This is a genomic window from Pseudomonas sp. PS02290, assembly GCF_029960075.1.
In the GTDB taxonomy this organism is placed as follows: Bacteria; Pseudomonadota; Gammaproteobacteria; order Pseudomonadales; family Pseudomonadaceae; genus Aquipseudomonas.
This window is the reverse complement of record NZ_JASCOY010000096.1, coordinates 1-16,467: the sequence shown is the minus strand read 5'-3', so window position 1 is coordinate 16,467 and position 16,467 is coordinate 1. Positions and strand designations below refer to the sequence as shown.

13 protein-coding genes and 3 pseudogenes are annotated in these 16,467 nt (G+C 60.5%); 10 read left to right on the top strand and 6 right to left on the bottom strand.

Annotation, left to right across the window (positions count from 1 at the left end; genetic code table 11):
* From QMX88_RS24885 to brnQ, 4 genes are all read left to right on the top strand, one after another.
* Positions 1–900 (top strand): FAD-dependent oxidoreductase (locus tag QMX88_RS24885; protein ID WP_282372912.1); only part of this gene is annotated, 900 nt, incomplete at its 5' end.
* 199 nt (positions 901–1,099) lie between these two features.
* Complete coding sequence (sucC, locus tag QMX88_RS24880; protein WP_004882574.1) at positions 1,100–2,266, top strand: ADP-forming succinate--CoA ligase subunit beta; 1,167 nt, start codon at positions 1,100–1,102, stop codon at positions 2,264–2,266.
* Positions 2,266–3,153, top strand: coding sequence for a succinate--CoA ligase subunit alpha (sucD, locus tag QMX88_RS24875; RefSeq protein WP_037009399.1), 888 nt, complete (start codon positions 2,266–2,268; stop codon positions 3,151–3,153). Before sucC ends, sucD begins: the two co-directional genes overlap by 1 nt.
* Before the next feature lie 313 nt (positions 3,154–3,466).
* Positions 3,467–4,780 (top strand): branched-chain amino acid transport system II carrier protein, encoded by a 1,314-nt coding sequence (gene brnQ, locus QMX88_RS24870; protein ID WP_282372910.1) that lies wholly within the window; start codon positions 3,467–3,469, stop codon positions 4,778–4,780.
* A gap of 101 nt (positions 4,781–4,881) precedes the next feature.
* On the opposite strand, the gene QMX88_RS24865 is transcribed toward brnQ, so the two are convergent.
* Entirely contained in the window at positions 4,882–5,133 is a 252-nt protein-coding gene (locus QMX88_RS24865; RefSeq protein WP_065986299.1) for a hypothetical protein, read from the bottom strand.
* Between the two features lie 327 nt (positions 5,134–5,460).
* On the opposite strand from QMX88_RS24865, the gene htpG reads away from it, so the two are divergent.
* Positions 5,461–7,365 carry a molecular chaperone HtpG gene (htpG, locus tag QMX88_RS24860; RefSeq protein ID WP_282372907.1) on the top strand — a complete coding sequence of 635 codons (1,905 nt, stop codon included), beginning with the start codon at positions 5,461–5,463 and terminating at the stop codon, positions 7,363–7,365.
* Between the two features lie 78 nt (positions 7,366–7,443).
* Complete coding sequence (locus tag QMX88_RS24855; protein WP_282372906.1) at positions 7,444–8,169, top strand: dienelactone hydrolase family protein; 726 nt, start codon at positions 7,444–7,446, stop codon at positions 8,167–8,169.
* Positions 8,170–8,239: 70 nt separating this feature from the next.
* Here QMX88_RS24855 and QMX88_RS24850 read toward each other — a convergent pair whose 3' ends face one another.
* The 5 genes and pseudogenes from QMX88_RS24850 to QMX88_RS29875 all read right to left on the bottom strand — a co-directional run.
* Entirely contained in the window at positions 8,240–9,112 is an 873-nt protein-coding gene (locus QMX88_RS24850) for a pirin family protein (RefSeq protein WP_282372905.1), read from the bottom strand.
* Positions 9,113–9,311: 199 nt separating this feature from the next.
* Positions 9,312–10,538 carry a beta-ketoacyl-ACP synthase I gene (fabB, locus tag QMX88_RS24845; RefSeq protein ID WP_282372904.1) on the bottom strand — a complete coding sequence of 409 codons (1,227 nt, stop codon included), beginning with the start codon at positions 10,536–10,538 and terminating at the stop codon, positions 9,312–9,314.
* 10 nt (positions 10,539–10,548) lie between these two features.
* Positions 10,549–11,064, bottom strand: a complete 516-nt coding sequence (gene fabA, locus QMX88_RS24840) for a 3-hydroxyacyl-[acyl-carrier-protein] dehydratase FabA (RefSeq protein WP_192174895.1) — start codon at positions 11,062–11,064, stop codon at positions 10,549–10,551.
* 207 nt (positions 11,065–11,271) lie between these two features.
* Positions 11,272–12,768: pseudogene (locus QMX88_RS24835) on the bottom strand (response regulator); the annotation flags it as partial.
* Between the two features lie 74 nt (positions 12,769–12,842).
* Positions 12,843–13,212: pseudogene (locus QMX88_RS29875) on the bottom strand (hybrid sensor histidine kinase/response regulator); the annotation flags it as partial.
* Between the two features lie 313 nt (positions 13,213–13,525).
* Here QMX88_RS29875 and QMX88_RS24830 point away from each other — a divergent pair.
* The 4 genes and pseudogenes from QMX88_RS24830 (at position 13,526) to QMX88_RS24815 (ending at position 16,073) form a co-directional block, all read left to right on the top strand.
* Positions 13,526–14,551, top strand: a complete 1,026-nt coding sequence (locus QMX88_RS24830; RefSeq protein ID WP_282372899.1) for an NAD(P)H-dependent glycerol-3-phosphate dehydrogenase — start codon at positions 13,526–13,528, stop codon at positions 14,549–14,551.
* Positions 14,552–14,570: 19 nt separating this feature from the next.
* Positions 14,571–14,891, top strand: a pseudogene (locus tag QMX88_RS24825) (DUF4389 domain-containing protein); the annotation flags it as partial.
* A 200-nt stretch (positions 14,892–15,091) separates the two neighbouring features.
* Entirely contained in the window at positions 15,092–15,550 is a 459-nt protein-coding gene (gene sixA, locus QMX88_RS24820; RefSeq protein ID WP_282372898.1) for a phosphohistidine phosphatase SixA, read from the top strand.
* A gap of 79 nt (positions 15,551–15,629) precedes the next feature.
* Positions 15,630–16,073: a hotdog fold thioesterase gene (locus QMX88_RS24815; RefSeq protein WP_074884934.1), complete on the top strand. Its 444-nt coding sequence runs from the start codon at positions 15,630–15,632 to the stop codon at positions 16,071–16,073.
* Positions 16,074–16,467: the final 394 nt, after the last annotated feature.

The following is a 16,467-nucleotide window of genomic DNA, read 5'->3' as shown; positions in this document are numbered from 1 at the left end:
GTGCCTGAGCGCCTGTGCGTTATCGGCGCCGGTGTAATCGGTCTGGAACTGGGTTCGGTCTGGGCTCGCCTGGGTGCCAAAGTGACGGTGCTCGAGGCTCTGGAGAAGTTCCTGCCGGCCGCTGACGAAGCTGTTGCCAAAGAAGCGCAGAAGACCTTCACCAAGCAGGGTCTGGACATCAAGCTGGGCGCACGCGTCACCGGTTCCAAGGTCAATGGCGACGAAGTCGTCGTGACCTACACCGACAAGGACGGCGAGCAGAACATCACCTTCGACCGCGTGATCGTGGCCGTGGGCCGTCGCCCGGTAACCACCGAACTGCTGGCTGCCGATAGCGGCGTCGACATCGACGAGCGCGGTTTCATCTTCGTCAACGAGCAGTGCGAGACCAGCGTTCCTGGCGTGTACGCGATCGGTGACGTGGTTCGTGGTCTGATGCTGGCGCACAAGGCGTCCGAAGAAGGCATCATGGTTGTCGAGCGCATCAAGGGTCACAAGACCCAGATGAACTACGACCTGATTCCTTCGGTTATCTATACCCACCCGGAAATCGCATGGGTCGGTAAAACCGAGCAGACGCTGAAGGCCGAAGGCGTGGAAGTCAACGTCGGTCAGTTCCCGTTCGCGGCCAGCGGCCGTGCAATGGCAGCGAATGACACCGGCGGTTTCGTCAAGGTCATCGCTGATGCCAAGACCGACCGCGTATTGGGTGTACACGTCATTGGTCCTGGCGCTGCAGAGCTGGTACAGCAGGGCGCGATCGGTATGGAGTTCGGCACCAGTGCCGAAGACATCGGCATGATGGTCTTCTCCCACCCGACGCTGTCCGAAGCGCTGCACGAAGCGGCACTGGCTGTGAATGGCGGCGCCATCCACATCCAGAACAAGAAAAAACGCTAAAGATAACCACGACGGTCCGCCCGTCGTAGGCCCTGCTCGCAGGGCTTACCGCGGAAGGTCCGTTGGACTCGAACTCCCGGCGGCGAAGGGCAGGCTTGATGCCTGAGCGGCGTTCTCCGGGAGAAGCGGTCACAGGTGGTGCGGCACGCTTTGACGAGCAGCACCGAATGCGCAGTACCTAACGAAGACGGTAATAAGCATGAATCTTCACGAGTATCAGGGTAAGCAGCTGTTTGCTGAATACGGCCTGCCAGTATCCAAGGGCTATGCAGTAGACACCCCGGAAGCAGCAGCAGAAGCGTGCGACAAGATCGGCGGAACCGAGTGGGTCGTCAAAGCCCAGGTTCACGCAGGCGGTCGCGGTAAAGCGGGCGGCGTCAAGCTGGTTCGCAGCAAGGAAGACGCCGCTGCGTTCGCTCAACAGTGGTTGGGCAAGCGTCTGGTCACTTACCAGACTGATGCCAACGGTCAGCCAGTCACCAAGATCCTGGTTGAATCGTGCACTGACATCGCCAAAGAGCTGTACCTGGGCGCTGTAGTCGATCGTTCGAGCCGTCGTATCGTGTTCATGGCTTCCACCGAAGGTGGCGTGGACATCGAGAAGATCGCTCACGACACGCCTGAGAAGATTCTCAAAGCGACCATCGATCCACTGGTTGGCGCTCAGCCATTCCAGGGTCGCGATCTGGCATTCCAGCTGGGTCTGGAAGGCAAGCAGGTCACCCAGTTCGCCAAGATCTTCACCGGTCTGGCCAAGCTGTTCCAGGACCACGATCTGGCCCTGCTGGAAGTGAACCCGCTGGTGATCAAGGCTGACGGCGATCTGCATTGCCTCGACGCCAAGATCAACATCGACGCCAACGCCATGTACCGTCAGCCAAAGCTGAAGGCTTTCCACGACCCATCGCAAGATGACCCACGTGAAGCCCACGCTGCCAAGTTCGAACTGAACTACGTGGCACTGGAAGGTAACATCGGCTGCATGGTCAACGGTGCCGGTCTGGCCATGGGCACCATGGACATCGTCAACCTGCATGGCGGCAAGCCAGCTAACTTCCTCGACGTAGGCGGCGGCGCAACCAAGGAGCGCGTTACCGAAGCGTTCAAGATCATTCTGTCCGACACCAACGTCGCTGCAGTACTGGTCAACATCTTCGGCGGCATCGTTCGCTGCGACATGATTGCCGAAGGCATCATTGGCGCCGTGAAAGAAGTCGGCGTGAAAATCCCGGTGGTTGTTCGCCTTGAAGGCAACAACGCTGAGCTGGGCGCTAAAGTACTGGCAGAAAGCGGCTTGAACATCATCGCAGCTACCAGCCTGACCGACGCTGCTCAACAAGTCGTCAAAGCTGCGGAGGGCAAATAATGAGCGTCCTGATCAATAAAGACACCAAGGTTATCTGCCAGGGCTTCACCGGCTCCCAGGGTACCTTCCACTCCGAGCAAGCCATTGCCTACGGCACCAAAATGGTTGGCGGCGTGACTCCAGGCAAGGGCGGCACCACGCACCTGAACCTGCCCGTGTTCAACACGGTGTCCGAAGCAGTAGAAAAAACCGGCGCCACCGCTTCGGTCATCTATGTTCCGGCTCCGTTCTGCAAGGATTCCATCCTTGAAGCAGCGTTCGGCGGCATCAAGCTGATCGTCTGCATCACCGAAGGCATCCCGACCATCGACATGCTCGAAGCCAAGGTCAAGTGCGACGAACTAGGCGTGGTCCTGATCGGCCCTAACTGCCCAGGCGTCATCACCCCGGGCGAGTGCAAGATCGGCATCATGCCAGGTCACATTCACTTGCCAGGCAAAGTCGGTATCGTGTCGCGTTCCGGCACCCTGACTTACGAAGCTGTGAAGCAGACCACTGACGCCGGTTTCGGTCAGTCGACCTGCGTCGGTATCGGCGGTGACCCGATCCCGGGTTCGAACTTCATCGACATCCTGAAGCTGTTCCAGGAAGACCCGAAGACCGAAGCGATCGTCATGATCGGCGAGATCGGCGGTTCGGCTGAAGAAGAAGCGGCTGCCTACATCAAGGCACACGTGACCAAGCCGGTCGTTTCCTACATCGCGGGTGTGACTGCTCCTCCGGGCAAGCGCATGGGCCATGCGGGCGCGATCATCTCCGGCGGCAAAGGCACTGCAGACGAGAAATTCGCTGCACTGCAAGACGCGGGCGTGAAAACCGTGCGTTCGCTGGCAGACATCGGCAAAGCCCTGGCTGAGCTGACCGGTTGGGAAGTGAAGAAGGCTTAATCGCCCTCGTCTCACTGCTTGATCAACAAAAGCCACCTTCGGGTGGCTTTTGCGTTTCCGGCGTTTCGATTTGCCTCGTGCTCTTGCCTCAATCCTGTCAGACATTTCTGATATGCGACACGAATGTGCATTCAGCGGTCGCACCGCCCTGTATCGGTGCGCCAAATAGGGTAGGCTAGCCGCCGTTTTGTGCCGTCGGCTCTCACAAGGAGCGGCGGCGCGCTCAGGGTCTGTCTTAAAAGGGCGGGCAGCATTTCCCCCACCCTCAGGGAAATCCTCTTCTTAATTCCGATTCAGCAGTGTGGTTTCCTTAATGAAAGTGTTGAAAGGCCAGGACATTCTGGCACTGGGCTTCATGACGTTTGCGCTGTTCGTCGGCGCTGGCAATATCATCTTCCCCCCGATCGTAGGCCTCCAGGCCGGCCCCCACGTATGGATGGCCGCTTTGGGCTTTCTGGTCACGGCCGTCGGCCTTCCGGTAGTCACCGTCATCGCGCTCGCCAAAGTTGGCGGCGCCATGGACGCGTTGAGCAGTCCGATCGGCAAGGTCGCCGGGACCATTCTCGCCGCCGTCTGCTACCTGTCCGTGGGGCCGTTGTTCGCCACCCCGCGCACGGCCACGGTGTCGTTTGAGGTCGGCCTGGCGCCGTTGACCGGTGAAAGCCCCCTCGCACTGTTTCTCTACAGCCTGGTTTATTTCTTGCTGGTGTTCTGGATCTCCCTTTATCCGGGGCGATTGCTCGACACCGTGGGGCGTTTCCTCGCGCCGCTGAAGATCATCGCCCTGGCCATCCTCGGCATCGCCGCGTTTCTCCTGCCAGCGGGGGAGGTGGGCGTTGCCGAACCTGCCTACGTTGCGGCGCCGTTTTCCCAAGGGTTCATCAATGGCTACCTGACCATGGACACCCTGGGCGCGCTGGTTTTCGGCATCGTCATCGTCAACGCGATTCGCTCCCGCGGTGTCGAGTCGCCTCGGCTGATCACCCGCTACGCCATCATCGCCGGCCTGATTGCCGGTGTCGGTCTGGCCCTGGTCTACATCAGCCTGTTCCGCCTGGGCTCGGACAGCCATGCCATCGCCGCCGGTGCCACCAATGGCGCTGCGGTGTTGCATGCTTACGTTCAGCACACCTTTGGCACCCTGGGCAGCAGCTTCCTCGCCGTTCTGATCTCGCTGGCGTGTCTGGTCACCGCGGTTGGCCTGACCTGCGCTTGCGCCGAGTACTTCAGCCGCGTGCTGCCGCTGTCTTACAAGACACTGGTGATCCTGCTGGCGGCGTTTTCGCTGCTGGTGTCCAACCTTGGTCTGACCAAGCTGATCCAGTTCTCGATCCCGGTGCTGACCGCCATCTACCCGCCGTGCATTGCGCTGGTGGCGTTGAGCTTCTGCAAGGACTTCTGGCATGAGCAGGGTCGGATCGTCGCGCCGGTCATGCTGGTGGCGTTCCTGATCGGTGCGGTGGATGCGGTCAAGGGTTCTGCGCTGGGTGTGTACCTGCCGGATGCGCTGGCCCATCTGCCGTTGAGCGAGCAAGGCCTGGCCTGGCTGATCCCGTCGCTGATCACGCTGTTCATCGCGTTCGTGGTGGATCGCATGCTGGGCAAGCGCAGCGAAGCGCTGGCCTGAGGGGGAAGGTCGGCGCTTCGCAGAATAAACACGCCGATCTTTTCAGCCAGACAAAACAAAGCCCGCTAAATGCGGGCTTTGTTTTTTGAAACTCTGGAAACTTACTGCTTAGTTGCAGGTGCAGCCTGGTTCGCTTCTTTCGCGCGCTCTTGAGCGGCTTCAGCGTTCTTTTGAGCGGCTTCCTGACTTTCTTTGGCAGCGTCGTTCACTTTGTCTTGCGCTTTTTGCATCGATTCTTGCGACTGCTCGGCAGCCTTGTTTGCATCTTGCTGTTTATCTTCGGATTTTTTGTCACAGGCGGCAAGGCCCAGAGTGGCAGAAAGCATGAGGGCAATAGCTAAAGATTTACGCATGGGGTGTTTCTCCTTATTGGTCATCAACGTGCCTTCGAGCATTCGCTTATAAGGTTAGTTCCATGTCCCGGCGGGATAAATACATAAGCGTCTCAGCGGTGTAACAACTCGGCTGATCACAGGCGGTTAGTGGTTTATGTCCGGTGTTCAGTCGACAGATCTGCAGCCCGGAGGTTTTCGGCGGGTGAAGATTCTTCGCTCACAGCACGCCTGCCCTTGAAATCGTCTCCCCAGCCCCCACCTTGATGACAACCCGCTGCTCGGAGCCGTCCTCGGCGTTTCGCGCAGCTACCCCTATTTGTGTGGACTGATTGGAGTTTGATGACCATGAGTGTGGAAACTCAAAAGGAAACCCTGGGCTTCCAGACCGAGGTGAAGCAGCTGCTGCACCTCATGATCCATTCGCTGTACTCGAACAAGGAAATCTTCCTTCGCGAGCTGATCTCCAACGCGTCCGACGCGGTGGACAAGCTGCGCTTCGAGGCACTGTCCAAGCCTGAGCTGCTGGAAGGCGGCGCCGAGCTGAAGATCCGTGTCAGCTACGACAAGGACGCGAAGACCGTCACTCTGGAAGACAACGGCATCGGCATGAGCCGCGAGGATGTCATTACTCATCTGGGCACCATCGCCAAGTCCGGCACCGCCGACTTCATGAAGAACCTGTCCGGTGATCAGAAGAAAGATTCTCACCTGATCGGTCAGTTCGGTGTCGGTTTCTACTCCGCGTTCATCGTGGCCGACCAGGTTGAAGTGTTCACCCGCCGCGCCGGCCTGCCCGCCAGCGAAGGTGTGCACTGGTCCTCGAAAGGCGAGGGCGAGTTTGAAGTCGCCACCCTCGAGAAGGCCGATCGCGGTACGCGCATCGTGCTGCACCTCAAGAGCGCCGAAGATGAGTTCGCTGACGGCTATCGTCTGCGCAACATCATCAAAAAGTACTCCGACCACATCGCCCTGCCGATCCAGTTGCCGAAAGAGCAGGCGCCGGTCGAAGGCGACGCTGAGCCTGTTGAAGAGTGGGAAACCGTCAACCGTGCCAGCGCGCTGTGGACCCGTCCACGTACCGAGGTCAAGGACGAGGAATACCAGGAGTTCTACAAGCACATCGCCCACGATTTCGAGAACCCGCTGAGCTGGAGCCACAACAAGGTCGAAGGCAAGCTGGAATACAGCTCGCTGCTGTACGTGCCGGCCCGCGCGCCATTCGATCTGTATCAGCGTGAAGCACCGCGCGGCCTGAAGCTGTACGTGCAACGCGTGTTCGTCATGGACCAGGCCGAATCGTTCCTGCCGCTGTACCTGCGCTTCATCAAGGGCGTGGTCGATTCCAACGACCTGTCCCTGAACGTGTCCCGTGAAATCCTGCAGAAAGACCCGATCATCGATTCGATGAAGTCGGCGCTGACCAAGCGTGTGCTGGACATGCTGGAGAAGCTGGCGAAAAACCAGCCGGAAGACTACAAGGGCTTCTGGAAAAACTTCGGTCAGGTGCTGAAGGAAGGCCCGGCCGAAGACTTCGCCAACAAGGAGAAGATCGCCGGCCTGCTGCGCTTCGCATCGACCTCCGACGAAAGCGGCGAGCAGAGCGTTTCGTTGGCCGACTACCTGTCGCGCGCCAAGGAAGGTCAGGACAAAATCTACTTCCTCACCGGCGAAAGCTACGCGCAGGTCAAGAACAGTCCGCACCTCGAAGTCTTCCGCAAGAAAGGCATTGAAGTGCTGCTGCTGACCGACCGTATCGACGAGTGGCTGATGAGCTACCTGAGCGACTTCGACGGCAAGGGTTTTGTCGACGTGGCACGCGGTGACCTGGATCTGGGCAAGCTTGACTCCGAAGAGGACAAGAAAGCCCAGGAAGAAGTCGCCAAGGACAAGGAAGGCCTGATCGAGCGCCTGAAAACCGCGCTGGGTGATGCCGTCAGCGAAGTCCGCGTCTCCCACCGTCTGACCGATTCGCCAGCGATCCTGGCGATCGGCGAGCAGGACCTTGGTCTGCAGATGCGTCAGATCCTGGAAGCGAGCGGTCAGAAGGTGCCGGATTCCAAGCCGATCTTCGAATTCAACCCCTCCCACCCGCTCATCGGCAAGTTGGACAGCGAGCAGAATGAGGACCGCTTCGGCGATCTGTCGCACATCCTGTTCGACCAGGCTGCGCTGGCAGCTGGCGACAGCTTGAAGGATCCGGCTGCCTACGTGCGCCGTTTGAACAAGTTGTTGGTCGAGCTCTCGGTTTAACATCCGCGTCACGGCAGAACCCGCTCCGGCGGGTTTTGTCATTTAATCTCCCTCCATCCTTATCAGCAGGAGTTCGCTATGAGCAATGTGACCGTGCAGTCCGTCGTGTATGAAATCGATGGCGTGAGCTACGAGAGTCGTCTGGCCTTCAGCGAAGGTGCTCAGGCCGCACCGGGTCTGGTGATGGCGCCTAACTGGATGGGCGTCAGCGAAGACGCCGAGCAGATTGCCAAAGACGTGGCGGCGAAGGGCTATGTGGTCTTGCTGGTGGATCTTTACGGCCAGCAAGTGCGCCCGACCAATGGTGATGAAGCGGCGGCTGCCATGATGCCGTTGAAGAACGATCGCGTGCTGTTGAACACACGCATGAAGGCCGCCCTGGATCAATTGACTGCGCAGACCATTGCCGCCGTCGACACGTCCCGGCTGGCGGCGTTCGGCTTCTGCTTCGGCGGTTGCTGCGCACTGGAACTGGCGCGCACCGGTGCGCCGTTGAAGGCGGCGGTCTCCTTCCATGGCACACTCGACACACCGAACCCGGCTGACGCCAACAACATCAAGGGCAAAGTGCTGGTGATGCACGGCGCGTCCGACCCTCTGGTGCCAAAAGAGCAGCTGCCGGCATTTGAAGCCGAGATGAACGCTGCCAACGTCGACTGGCAACTCTTGAGCTACGGCGGGGCGTTCCATTCGTTCACCGACCCACACGCCAACAATCCGGGCGTACAGATGTACAACCCGACCGTTTCGAAGCGCGCGTTTACCTCGATGCACAACCTGCTGGACGAAGTGTTCGCGGGCTGATGTGATGTTTTAACTGTTGTGGGAGTGCCCCTCCGGTCACTCCCACAGCGTCCGGGCAGGCCGCGGCCAATCAGCGCTTCGGCCTGCTGCCCACCGGCAATTCAATCCGCTCCACTTCCCCCGGCACCGTCGGCCAGTCCCCGGCCGCCCATTTCGCCCTGGCCTGTTCAATCAGCGCCGGGTCACTGGCGACGAAATTCCAGTTCATCCTCCTCGGCCCATCCAGTGGCGCGCCGCCGATCAGCACCGCGTGACATTCGCTCTGCGCGCAAAGCGTCGGCTCGCTGCCTGAATCCAGCACCACCAGACTGCGCGGCTGCACCGGCTCGCCATCCAGTAGCAAGTCGCCTTCGATAACGTACAACGCGCGCTGCTCGTGCTCGTCGGGCACACACAGCGTCGTCGCCGTCTGCAGGTTCAGTTCGGCGTAAAGCGTGGGTGACAGCACCGGCACCGGCGACTTCAGGCAAAAGCCTTCGCCCGCGATCAAGCGGATGCGAATACCCATGGCGTCGCTGACCGGCAGTGTGGCGGCGGGGTGATGGCTGTAATGACCGGCGCCTTGCTCATGGGATTTGGGCGAGGCCAGCCAGACTTGCAGGCCATGCAGGCGAGAGCCACTGGCGTGCAAGTCCTCGGGTGTGCGTTCAATGTGGGCGATGGCGCTGCCGGCGGTCATCCAGCTGACCTCGCCGGGCCTTACGTGCTGATCGCTGCCGAGGCTGTCCTTGTGTCGGATTTCGCCTTCAAACAGGTAGGTCAGCGTCGACAGGCCGATGTGCGGATGCTGGCGGATGTCCATGCCGGTGCCGGGCGCGTAGGTGGTCTCCAGCATGTGATCGAAAAAAACGAAAGGCCCTACGCTTCGGCATTGCGCAGCGGGGAGGGGGCGCAGGATCGGTTGGCCTTCGACGTCTTCGGCGCGGGGAATGATGGTCAGCATGATGGCGCCCTCTCTTTCGGTGCGGTTGTAGGACCGGCTTCAGCCGGGAAGGGGCCAGGCAGGGCACCGTTGATCTTGCCGCATGACAACCGAAGCGTTCGCGGCTAAAGCCGGTCCTGCAAAGAGCAGGTCCAACGCAATGGATTTCAGCAGCCCACAAAAAAGGCGCCCCGAAGGGCGCCTTTTGTCTGCAACTGACTTACTTGCCAGTCCAGCGCTTCATCACCAGCGTGGCGTTGGTGCCGCCGAAGCCGAAGCTGTTGCTCATCACCAGATTCAGCTCGGTGTTTTCGCGGGTCTTGGTCAGGATCGGCATGTCGGCAACGGCTGGGTCCAGCTCGTCGATGTTCGCCGAACCGGCCATGAAGTTGCCTTCCATCATCAGCATGCAGTAGATCGCTTCGTGAACGCCGGCGGCGCCCAGGGAGTGACCCGACAGGCTCTTGGTGGAGCTGATGGCAGGCGCCTTGTCGCCAAACACTTCACGCACGCCTTCCATTTCCTTGACGTCGCCGACCGGAGTGGAGGTGCCGTGGGTGTTCAGGTAGTCGATGGCCCCATCAACGGTGGACAGCGCCTGTTGCATGCAGCGGATGGCGCCTTCGCCGCTTGGAGCGACCATGTCATAACCGTCGGAAGTGGCGCCGTAGCCCACCAGCTCTGCGTAGATCTTCGCGCCACGGGCCAGAGCGTGCTCCAGTTCCTCGACCACCACCATGCCGCCGCCGCCGGCGATGACGAAACCGTCGCGGTCAGCGTCGTAGGCACGGGAAGCCTGTTCAGGCGTGTCGTTGCGTTTGCTGGACAGTGCACCCATGGCGTCGAACAGGAACGACTGGCTCCAGTGCTCCTCTTCGCCACCGCCGGCAAAGACGATGTCCTGCTTGCCCATCTGAATCTGTTCCATGGCGGTACCGATGCAGTGAGCACTGGTGGCGCAGGCAGAAGCGATGGAGTAGTTCAGGCCCTTGATCTTGAATGGCGTCGCCAGACAGGCTGAAACCGTGCTGCTCATGGTCCGGGTGACGTAATACGGGAGAACCTTCTTGATGCCTTTCTCGCGCAGGATGTCCAGCGCTTCCATCTGGTTCAGGGTCGAAGCACCGCCAGAGCCGGCAATCAGACCGGTACGCGGGTTGGATACCATCTCTTCGGTCAGGCCGGAGTCTTCCACGGCGCTCTTCATGGCCACGTAGGCATAAGCCGCCGCCTGACCAACGAAGCGCAGGGTTTTGCGGTCGACCAGTTCCTTGAGCGGCAGGTTTGGATCGATGGAACCCGATACCTGGCTGCGCAGACCCATTTCGGCGTATTCCGGGTTGAAACGGATGCCAGGGCGACTTGCACGCAAGTTGGCGGAGACGGTGTCTTTGTCATTGCCCAAGCAGGAAACAATGCCCAGACCAGTGATAACGACGCGGCGCATGCGAATACCCTTAGAAATTTTCAGTGGAAGTGAAGACACCGACGCGCAGGCCTTCGGCGGTATAGATTTCACGGCCGTCCACGCTGACCGAACCGTCGGCGATCGCCAGGTTCAGTTTGCCTTTGAGGACGCGCTTGATGTGAATGTTGTAGGTGACTTTCTTGGCGGTCGGCAGGACCTGACCGAAGAATTTCACTTCGCCCGAGCCCAGTGCGCGACCGCGGCCCGGCAGGCCTTGCCAGCCGAGGAAGAAGCCGACCAGCTGCCACATGGCATCGAGGCCCAGGCAGCCCGGCATCACCGGATCACCTTCGAAGTGACAGGCGAAGAACCACAGGTCCGGGTTGATATCGAGTTCGGCGACCAATTCACCTTTTCCGTACTTGCCGCCTTCTTCGCTGATGTGGGTGATGCGATCGACCATCAGCATGTTGGGGGCGGGCAATTGCGCATTACCTGGGCCGAACAGCTCGCCGCGACTGCAGCGCAGCAGATCTTCCCGGGTAAAGGCGTTTTGTTTGGTCATGCGAACTCCTCGATAATCCTGTGCGGCAGGGTGTGGCGTTACTTACCCAGTCTGGCCAGCGGGTCATCCCTCTGCTGGCAGCCTACTCATAGACTATTGCGTTGTAGTGAAAGTCACAGCACGGGTGAAATGAAAGTACACCTGTGCACTGAAATTTTTCGACCGCGCGTGGGCGTGGGTCGAATCGGCACACAAGACTGCCGGAATTTATCCTTTACCGCCAGTCGCAGATGCCTTAATGGTCAACCATCGCTGCAAAACCTGCTGTAAATCAGTACGTTTGAATGGCTTGGCCAGGTAATCGTTCATTCCGGCTTGCAGACAGATGTCCCGGTCGCCGTGCTGGGCGTTGGCGGTCAGGGCAATAATGGGCAACGTCGCCAGCCCCGGTAGCATTCTGATTCGGCGCGTGGCTTCGTAGCCGTCCATGACCGGCAATCGGCAGTCCATCAAAATCAGCGCAAAGCTTTCCCGGCTGGCCATGTTCACCGCTTCAAGGCCATCCGCCGCCACGCTTACCTGCAAGCCCAGGCTGCGCAGCATCGCCTCGACCACGGTGCGATTCACCGGGTTGTCCTCGACCAGCAGCACACAGGCGTCGCGGCTCTGGGGCATTTCGCCGACGCCGCCGGAGGCGGGTTCTATCACCGGCGGCTGAACCCGCTGCAACGGGATTTTTAGCTGAAACACCGAGCCGAGTCCTGCACTGCTCTGGGCCTGCAACGACCCGCCCATGCGTTCGGCCAGGTTGCGCGCAATGGGCAGGCCCAGGCCGGTGCCGCCATAGCGACGGGAGATGGAATTGTCCGCTTGCTGAAACGCGTCGAACATCGATTCCAGCAGGTCCGGGGAAATGCCGATGCCGCTGTCGCGCACCGCGCAGGTGAACAAAATGTGCTGCGGGTCGGCGAGGGTGAAGTTCGCTTCGACGCGCACGCTGCCGAACTCGGTGAATTTCAGCGCATTGCCGATCAGGTTGACCAGAATCTGCCGGATGCGTGTCGGGTCGCCCTTGACTTGTAGCGCCTCCATCGACGGCGGCAGATCCAGTTCCAGTGCCAGACCGCGCTGCTGTGCGTTGTGGGCAAATGCCTGAACCGAGGTGCTGATGAGGTCGGCGAGGTTGAACGAAATGCTTTCCAGTTCCAGCGCATCGCGTTCGAAGCGGGAGAAATCCAGAATGTCGTTGATGACCCGCAGCAGGTGCTCGGTGGATTCCATGGCCAACGCGGCGTATTCAGCCTGCTCATCGGTCATCTTCGTGGTTTCCATCAACTGCAGCATGCCCAGTACGCCATTCATGGGCGTGCGCAGTTCGTGACTCATCATGGCGAGGAATTCGGACTTCGCGTTGTTGGCACGTTCGGCTTCTTCGCGGGTGCGGATGAGCTCGTCCATTGCCTGCTTTTGCTCGCGGCTGGCTTTCTCAAGGCCCAGGGCCAGATTGTTGATGTGCCGGGCCAGATCGCCCAGCTCGGCATCGTCGGCAACCGGCAGCGGGGCCGAGTAATCGCCGTGCTGGATGGCTTTCACTGCCGCGCTCATGGCGCTGATCGGCTGGGACAGGCTCAGCGACAGGCGTCTGGCCAGCATGTAAGTAAAGAGAAGGGCGAACATCGCCAGTACACCGGCCTTCAGCAATATCTCCTGCTCGCGCTGGTTGAAGGCGTCGCTGGACATGCCCACCAGCACCCGTCCCAGATAGCCTTCCACCGGTACGCTGGGGTCGTCACCGGAACCGGCCTCGTTGGCATTTTCGAACGGCTGCGCGGACCTGTCCGGCTGCAGGCGGATGGGCGCCTGGAACACTTCCATCTGCCGCGAATGCCCTTGTTCCTCGGCGGGTTCGACATGAACCAGCACCTTGCCGGCACTGTTGCGCACCTCGAGAAAACGCACGTGGGGCGTGTTCATCGTGGCGTTCATGAGGTTTTCCAGGACGGCGTTATTGCCGACGATGACCCCGTATTCCGACGCGGGTGCCAACTGGTTGGCGATGAGTTGCCCGGTGTGATTGAGTTCCTGTCGCAGGTCCTGAATCCGCACCACAGTAAAGAAGCTGATCAGTAGGAGGGTCAGCAATAACGCGGGGCCCAGGCTGAGGATCTGCGTCCGGGTGCTGATGTTCCAGCCGCGCTGAGCCGTCACGACGCGATTCCAGCTGGCCGGATTCGCAGGATGTGCAGAGGGTCAGGCATGGCAAAGCCTGACGGGGCACGGGAAGTGAACGCTTGGTGTCATGTCACGGATCTCTTCGGGAACGACCTGACGATAGCTCATCGGCGTCGCTGAGGAATTTTCATCTCGGGGGCGCATCTTAACCGAGCTGTGGGCAATTTCCTCGGCAAGAGTGGGGGATCGGCTATAAGTTCGTGGGGGCACCTTTTGCCGCTGGCCCCGAGACTAACGCTCCGTATAATGCCCGCATCGCCAGATGTGATGGCCCTGAATGGATTGTTTTATGACCCAGCAGCAACCAATAGCGGTCCTTGGCGGCGGCAGCTTCGGGACCGCAGTGGCCAATCTCTTGGCCGGCAACGGTCATCGGGTGACGCAGTGGATGCGCGATCCGGAGCAGGCCGAGGCGATCCGGACGAACCGCGAGAACCCGCGCTACCTCAAGGGCATCAAGGTGCTTGACGGCGTCGAGCCGGTCACCGATCTGCACGCCACTTTGCAGGACAGTCAACTGGTGTTCGTGGCGCTGCCGTCCAGTGCGCTGCGTGGCGTACTGACCCCGCATGTCGATCTGCTCGCCTGCAAGATGCTGGTCAGCCTGACCAAGGGCATCGAGGCCGACACCTTCAAACTCATGAGCGAGATCCTCCAGGATATCGCCCCCGCTGCGCGGATTGGCGTGCTGTCCGGGCCCAATCTGGCCCGGGAAATCGCCGAACACGCCCTGACTGCGACTGTGGTTGCCAGCGAAGATGAAGACCTCTGTCAGCAGGTTCAGGCCGCGCTGCACGGTCGTACCTTTCGCGTGTACGCCAGCGCCGACCGTTTTGGCGTGGAGCTGGGCGGCGCGCTGAAAAACGTTTACGCCATCATCGCCGGCATGGCGGTGGCGCTGAATATGGGCGAGAACACCAAGAGCATGCTGATCACCCGCGCGCTGGCCGAGATGACCCGCTTTGCGGTCAGTCAGGGTGCCAATCCGATGACCTTCCTGGGTCTGGCCGGTGTCGGCGATCTGATCGTCACCTGTTCGTCGCCGAAGAGCCGTAATTATCAGGTCGGTTTTGCCCTGGGGCAGGGCCTGAGCCTGGACGAAGCGGTGACCCGACTGGGCGAGGTCGCGGAGGGCGTCAACACGCTCAAGGTGCTCAAGGCCAAGGCGCAGGAACTGCAGGTTTACATGCCGCTGGTGGCAGGGCTTCACGCCATTCTTTTCGAGGGCCGCACGCTGGAGCAGGTCATCGAGCTGCTGATGCGCGCCGAGCCCAAAACCGACGTCGATTTCATTTCAACCAGTGGTTTCAACTGATCCCTTGACGGAGAAGCTCTTGAACGAATCAAAACTCAAGCAACACGAATCGATCCTGCTGCGCATCTTGTGGATGGTGCTGTTTGTGCTGGTCTGGCAAGTGGCGGAGGTGGTGCTGGGGGTGGCTGTCCTGGTGCAGCTGGTTTACCGCCTGTTCAATGGCGCGCCGAGCCTCAGCGTCATGTCGTTCGGTGACAGCCTGAGCCAGTATCTGGCGCAGATCGGTCGCTTTGGCACCTTCCACACCGACCAGAAGCCATGGCCGTTTGCTGACTGGCCTGCGCCGCGTGCTCCTGAGGGCGAGGCGCCGCATGTGGTGGTTGTCAAGCCGCAACCGGCGCCTGCCGCGGCTGAGCCGACGCCCGTCACGCCTCAACCGGTGCCAGTGACTCCGCACCCGGTTCCCGCCACGCCGCCGGTGGTTTCCGAAACCCCGCCGGTGGTGGTCGACACGTCGCCCCCTGTTGCCGATGCATCGTCCTCTGCGCCGGTTGGCCCGTCGGTTACTCCGCCGGTTAAGCCCGACGAAGAGCCGAAACCGTGAAGCTCTGGATTCTGCGACACGGCGAGGCGAAACCTCAGGCCCGTACCGATGCCGAGCGGGAGCTGACGGCCAAGGGCCGCGAAGAGGTGTTGCGCAGCGCCGCTCACTTGATGGGTCAGCCGCTGCAGCGGATTATCGCCAGCCCCTATGTGCGTGCTCAGCAGACCGCCGAGCTGGTCCGTCAGGCCCTCGGGTTCACCGATGCCATCGTGACCGTGCCGTGGCTGACGCCAGACTGCAACCCGCACAAGGTGCTCGAGCAGCTGGATGCGTACAGCGCGGAGAATGTGTTGCTGGTCAGCCATCAGCCCTTGGTGGGCACGTTGATCGGGCTGGCGGTGCATGGCTCCTTGCAGCAGGCGCAACCGATGCACACCGCCAGTCTTGCTCAGCTTGAGGCGGAATTGCCCCTCGCCGGCGCGATGGAACTGGTGGATGTTCGGCACGCTGAATGATGGGGCGGTGAGCGGTTTGCTCAGCTCCCCCTGTTGCCTGTGATATGTATTGATAACTCTCTAATAACAAGGAAGAACCATGAGTGTATGGCGTAGCCCCCCGGACCTTGACGCGCTTAATGCGAAGCAGAAGAACACCATCGGTGAGGTGCTGGATATTCGGTTTGAAGCGGTCGACGATCGGTCTCTGACGGCGAGCATGGCGGTGGATGAGCGCACTCATCAGCCTTACGGTTTGTTGCACGGCGGCGCATCGGTGGTGCTGGCGGAGACGGTGGGGTCTACGGCCAGTTATCTGGTGATTGATACCGATCGGTTTTTTTGTGTGGGGATTGAGGTCAACGCGAACCATTTGCGCGGGGTGCGCAGTGGGCGGGTAACGGCGGTGGCGCACCCGGTGCATATCGGGCGCACGACCCATGTCTGGGATATTCGTCTGACGACGGAGGACGGCAAGGCCTGTTGTATTTCCCGGTTGACGGTGGCGGTGGTGCCCCATGGTGAGCAGCCTCCGTCTCGCTGATGGTTGGGCGCTTGACGCCAAGATCAAGGGCGTCGGCCTAACGGCCTCGGGTTTCGCCTTCGGCGAGTTACTTGGAAAAGCACCCCAAGTAACCAAAGGTGCCTGCTCCTGGTTGGGCCCGACTTCGTCAGGTTCCTTCACTCCGTTCTCGCTCCGTGGGCCCGCCGCCATCCGCCATCCATGGCGGGGGGCGGCTCTCGCGGCATCCATGCCGCTCGGCCCACGAAGCGAGACCTGCGTTCAGCCTGCACCCAAGTCGCGATTGGTGTCGTCTGGTCTTTTTGTGCATGAAGATCAAAAGCAGATCAAAAGCTTCCCGGCTAAAGCCGGTCCCACAGGGTCACCGCCAGTCCCACTGGCTGCACGCGCTGCTGTGAGTGGGACCGGCTTTAGC

Excerpts from the sequence above, each read along its gene's own strand:
- sucC (WP_004882574.1), top strand. The coding sequence starts at position 1,100 with ATGAATCTTCACGAGTATCAGGGTAAGCAGCTGTTTGCTGAATACGGC.
- sucD (WP_037009399.1), top strand. The coding sequence starts at position 2,266 with ATGAGCGTCCTGATCAATAAAGACACCAAGGTTATCTGCCAGGGCTTC.
- brnQ (WP_282372910.1), top strand. The coding sequence starts at position 3,467 with ATGAAAGTGTTGAAAGGCCAGGACATTCTGGCACTGGGCTTCATGACG.
- QMX88_RS24865 (WP_065986299.1), bottom strand. The coding sequence starts at position 5,133 with ATGCGTAAATCTTTAGCTATTGCCCTCATGCTTTCTGCCACTCTGGGC.
- htpG (WP_282372907.1), top strand. The coding sequence starts at position 5,461 with ATGAGTGTGGAAACTCAAAAGGAAACCCTGGGCTTCCAGACCGAGGTG.
- QMX88_RS24855 (WP_282372906.1), top strand. The coding sequence starts at position 7,444 with ATGAGCAATGTGACCGTGCAGTCCGTCGTGTATGAAATCGATGGCGTG.
- QMX88_RS24850 (WP_282372905.1), bottom strand. The coding sequence starts at position 9,112 with ATGCTGACCATCATTCCCCGCGCCGAAGACGTCGAAGGCCAACCGATC.
- fabB (WP_282372904.1), bottom strand. The coding sequence starts at position 10,538 with ATGCGCCGCGTCGTTATCACTGGTCTGGGCATTGTTTCCTGCTTGGGC.
- fabA (WP_192174895.1), bottom strand. The coding sequence starts at position 11,064 with ATGACCAAACAAAACGCCTTTACCCGGGAAGATCTGCTGCGCTGCAGT.
- QMX88_RS24830 (WP_282372899.1), top strand. The coding sequence starts at position 13,526 with ATGACCCAGCAGCAACCAATAGCGGTCCTTGGCGGCGGCAGCTTCGGG.
- QMX88_RS24815 (WP_074884934.1), top strand. The coding sequence starts at position 15,630 with ATGAGTGTATGGCGTAGCCCCCCGGACCTTGACGCGCTTAATGCGAAG.